Consider the following 4432-nt stretch of genomic DNA (forward strand, 5'->3'; position numbering starts at 1 on the left):
AGGCAGGGTTGTCGCTCAAACGCGGCACCGTTGGCAACGACTTGATGTATTTCGAAACCGGCCAGGGGAGCGCGCTGTCCGCCAATGCGCATCACGGCGTCGATCAGCAGACCTGCGAAGTGCGCGCTTACGCGGTCGCGCGCAAGTTCAGCCCGCTGCTGGTCAACACGGTGGTCGGTTTCATCGGCCCGGAGTATTTGTACGATGGAAGGCAGATCATTCGCGCCGGACTCGAAGACCATTTCTGCGGCAAGCTGCTCGGCGTGCCGATGGGTTGCGACATCTGCTACACCAACCACGCCGAAGCCGACCAGGATGACATGGACAACCTGCTCACGCTGCTGGGGGTGGCCAACGTCAACTTCATCATGGGCATTCCCGGCGCCGACGATGTCATGCTCAACTATCAAAGCACCTCATTCCACGATGCGCTTTATGTGCGCAGCGTGCTCGGCTTGCGTCGTGCACCGGAGTTCGAGGCATGGCTTGAATCGATGCGAATTGTCGATGCGCGCGGCGCACTATTGAACCAGTCTGCACCGCAACCGCTGCTTGAATGGATGAGCACCTGATGCCCGACCTCGACGACACCCCCTCTTCCGTCGATGCCAATCCGTGGGACGCGTTGCGCCGCTTCACCAACGCGCGCATCGCGCTCGGCCGCACCGGCAGCAGCTTGCCAACTGCCCCCCTGCTGGCATTTGAACTATCGCACGCGCGAGCACGCGACGCCGTGCATCAACCGCTCGACGGGGCCGCGCTGCATGCGTCGCTGAATGCTGCCGGTTTTGAAACGCTCGATGTAGAAAGCGCCGCGCCTGATCGCGAGCACTATTTGCGGCGACCGGACCTGGGTCGCAAGCTCAACGACGAAAGTGCGTCGCGGCTGCGCGACTATGCGGCCGCAGCGCCCGCTGCGTTCGATGTCCTATTCGTGGTCGCCGATGGATTGTCGGCCTACGCCGCGGCACGTCATGCCGTGCCGCTGCTCGAACGAATGCGCACGAAGCTCGCGGACATCAGCATCGGTCCGATCGTGATCGCGCGACAGGCGCGGGTTGCACTCGGCGATGGTATTGGTGAGCTTTTACGGGCGCGGATCGTTGTGATGCTGATTGGAGAACGGCCGGGGTTGAGTTCGCCCGATAGTCTCGGCATCTACCTGACTTACGAACCGCGTACTGGCAAAAGCGATGCGCAACGCAACTGCATTTCAAACGTGCGCCCTGAAGGACTCGGCTACGACGCGGCCGCGTTCAAGCTGCATTACTTGCTGACTGAAGCGACGCGCCTGAAGCTGACGGGCATTAGACTCAAAGACGATAGCGATGCGTTGTTACCAGCCGCAGGGGAATCCGGCTCGGTGTTGCCGCGTTAGACAAACTGGACAAATACGACGAGGCGCCGCCCGTCCGGTGATAGATGTCAGCTCGTCCTCCGCTTATTGCGCACCCGCCACCGTTTCACTTCCCGGCACGCAATGCGACTGCAGCGACAAATACCCGGCGTTATAAGCCTTGGGATCTTTCTTCGGCAGCGTATAAGCGATCCGGCATTGCTCGACCGGACCACTACCCCACTTCACCGTGAGCGCCCCCTGCTCTTCAAGACCACGCGCAAATATTCTGCTGTCCTGACCGACTACACCCACGGTCTTACCTTGTTCGTCTTCCACGCTTGCTCCAAATGGCAACGCTCCGCCGCCTAGTTTCGGCGCCTGAATCAATGCAGCCCGGCCGCTCACTGTCTCGTACTTCATCATCACTATAGAGCCTGCGCGCGGCACGGCTTGCGCTGATGTCGATTTAAATTCGACGTCGGTGGACGTGCCTTTCGGATCGATATCGACCACGTTTATGCTGTACGGCGACAGGTAAGGAATTACCGCATAGCCACGTGGATCGACCTTCGTGCCCGGCGAGCTCGTCACCATCGCCCCGGCCGCAGCCGGCGCCTCGACAATGCCGATCGTGTCACCAACGGTCTGCGAGAACGTCACGCCGCCCGGGTGAGCCACGACTGAGCCTTGCACGCCCGCCGATACCTGGCGCGTGCCCGCACCGCCGCTCGCCGATGCATTCAACGTCGCATAAGGCGCGCGATACGTGGCGCTCACGCCCGCATTGCCGTTGTTCGCCGAATTGCCCCCGGCGTTATACGTGCCGTAGCCGTTGTACGAGAACTGATTTGTTTCGCCAAGCGAACCACTCACGTTCGCCTGCATGTTCGTTGCACCATTGGAGTTGTGCGAGGCGTTCGTGGTCAGCATCGGCGCATGCGCCGTGTGGCCTAGCGGTATCGTCGTACTGAGCAGGAAGTCGTTTGACATCGTTCCGTCCATCGAACGCGTGCGCCCGGCCGTCAGGCTGTAGGTCCCGTACTTGAACGAGTTGGTATAGCCGGCCTGGAACAGCGTGTCGGCGCCGCCACGATTCCAGTAGTTTTGTGTCGATCCGCTGACGAACACCGTGCCATGCTCACCCAGCTTCTGATTCACCGACACCTGCATGCGGTTGCGCTGGCGGTAGATCGAATTGATATCGCCGCCGTGAGCCGCGATATCCCTGATCGACGCGGCGTCGTTCAGGTTCAGATAACCCGCGGTCGAAAAGCGGTAAGCCGCCACCGATATATTCGTGTCCGTTGCCGCGATGAACTTGCTATAGCCCACGCGCACGCTCGTGCCATGCATCGACTGGGCGTTCGGCACGTTCGTGACGGCGCCGGTCACGTCCATCGAAAATGCGCCAATGCCCGTGTTCAACGCACCACCCACGTTCATCGCGCCATAACCGCTCGAGGCGACCAGACCGCCATAAACGGTGATCGTATTGGTGAGGCCGCGCTGGATCGTGAACTGCCCGAAGACGGGTTGGGTATCGAGTGAGTCGTTGCGCAACTGGCCCAGCGTCGCACTGAAACGCGTCACGCCGGGGCGCAGTAACTGAGCCACCGATGCAAACGGCACCGTGAATTCCTTGCTGCGGCCATCGGCTTCCGTGACGGTGACAACGAGGTCGCCGCCGTAGCCGGTCGAGTAAAGATCGTTGATTTCAAACGGACCCGGGGCGACATTCGTTTCCTGCAACACCTGGCCGTTCTGGCGAATCGTGACGCGGGCGTTGGTTTCCGCCGTGCCGCGCACGACCGGTGCATAACCGCGCATCGATTCAGGCAGCATGCGGTCATCGGTCGCGAGTTGCACGCCGCGAAACGAGACGCTGTCGAAAATCTCGCCGCTGGTACTTGCATCGCCTACGGTCAGTTGCGCGCCCAGCTTCGTCACGTCGCGCTGCGCATAGGTCGCGATGTTGTCGAACTGCGTCTTCTGCCCCGTGCCCGTCGATACCGACGATTGATGGCGGATATGCCACGCGCCGATATTCAGGCCCGCGCTCAAGCCCAGATAGCTCTGGCTCGAGCCGAAGCCCGATCCCGCAGTGTGATACGTGTTGGCGTTGTAGCTGATGAATCCGCCGTTGACGCCCTGCTCCCACTGTTCGGGCGGCACATAACCCCGTGCTGAATTCTTCATGAACGCTTGCGGCACGCTCAGTTCAAGCGTCTGCTGGGTGAAGTCAAAGTCGACGGTTGCACCCGGCACCAGGCTGCCGATCTCGTCGCACGTATTTGCGTTGGACGCAGCCGCAGCCGGAGCCGCTGCACCGCTGCGTCCGGCGGCCGCGTCGGCCTTTGCCAGATCGATGCCTGCGCGCTGCAAAAGCGCACGGCTGAAACAGGGCTTTGAGCCCAGCTTGCCGCCCGTGGCAGCAAAGCGAATGTCTTCGCGAGCCAGACGCACGCCGTTCACCAGCAGATCCACTGCATAAGTTCCCGGCGCCACGGCGTTACCGCGCGTGAAACGGCTGGTGTCGACCGAGGCGCCCGCGTCGCCACGCAAATACATATTGTCGAAGCTGACTTCATCGACAGTGCCCGTCTGGGTTTGCGCCGATACCAAGGCATCCGCCATGGCTTGTGGAATCGCAGCGCACGCCATCATCGAGAAAGCGATCGCGGCCAGCGGCTTCAGACGCAGTCGGAACGTGTCCAGGTCTTGACTAGGGGAAGCGTGTTGATCGGTGGTTTTCATGATTCAGCCTGCGATGGTTTCCGTCGATTCAGACGCGACTTGACCCACCGGGCTGTTCGGAGCAGACCGTTCGGAAAACCGCGTGATGGAGTGTTTTGAAGAAGGCGTCGGCTCGTTGCGGCCCGCGACGCCCTCGGTGCCGCCCCTCTTGGGGGGCGCCAGCCTTACTGAGACTTACTGGGCCTTACTGAGCCTTACTGAGCCAGAGGCAGATCGAACGGCAGGGCGCCGCCGAAGTCGCTGATCGCCTTGTACCTGACATGAGCGTTAGCGGGAACGGCGTTCAGATTCTTGATCGGAAATTGCGCTGTACCACGCGGCTCAACCATGCCGCCGATA

Annotated in this window: 4 protein-coding genes; 2 read left to right on the forward strand and 2 right to left on the reverse strand. The window is 61.3% G+C overall.

Going from position 1 to position 4432, the window contains the following annotated elements; all coding sequences use genetic code 11:
- Both eutB and eutC read left to right on the forward strand, forming a co-directional pair.
- A partial coding sequence (gene eutB / locus WCA53_RS00105; RefSeq protein WP_423903929.1) for an ethanolamine ammonia-lyase subunit EutB occupies window positions 1-572 on the forward strand: 572 nt, incomplete at its 5' end.
- Window positions 572-1378, forward strand: coding sequence for an ethanolamine ammonia-lyase subunit EutC (gene eutC / locus WCA53_RS00110; RefSeq protein WP_423903931.1), 807 nt, complete (start codon window positions 572-574; stop codon window positions 1376-1378). The genes eutB and eutC, both read left to right, overlap by 1 nt.
- Window positions 1379-1441: 63 nt before the next feature.
- Here the strand turns inward: eutC and WCA53_RS00115 are convergent, their stop codons facing one another.
- Window positions 1442-4093, reverse strand: coding sequence for a fimbria/pilus outer membrane usher protein (locus tag WCA53_RS00115; protein WP_423903933.1), 2652 nt, complete (start codon window positions 4091-4093; stop codon window positions 1442-1444).
- 194 nt (window positions 4094-4287) lie between these two features.
- Window positions 4288-4422 (reverse strand): hypothetical protein, encoded by a 135-nt coding sequence (locus WCA53_RS00120; protein WP_423903936.1) that lies wholly within the window; start codon window positions 4420-4422, stop codon window positions 4288-4290.
- Window positions 4423-4432 lie beyond the last annotated feature (10 nt).

It is taken from the genome of Caballeronia sp. (assembly GCF_049581465.1).
Lineage (GTDB): Bacteria > Pseudomonadota > Gammaproteobacteria > Burkholderiales > Burkholderiaceae > Caballeronia.

What these genes read in the sequence shown, in the direction of transcription:
- eutC (WP_423903931.1), top strand. Translation starts at nt 572, where the DNA reads ATGCCCGACCTCGACGACACCCCCTCTTCCGTCGATGCCAATCCGTGG.
- WCA53_RS00115 (WP_423903933.1), bottom strand. Translation starts at nt 4,093, where the DNA reads ATGAAAACCACCGATCAACACGCTTCCCCTAGTCAAGACCTGGACACG.
- WCA53_RS00120 (WP_423903936.1), bottom strand. Translation starts at nt 4,422, where the DNA reads ATGGTTGAGCCGCGTGGTACAGCGCAATTTCCGATCAAGAATCTGAAC.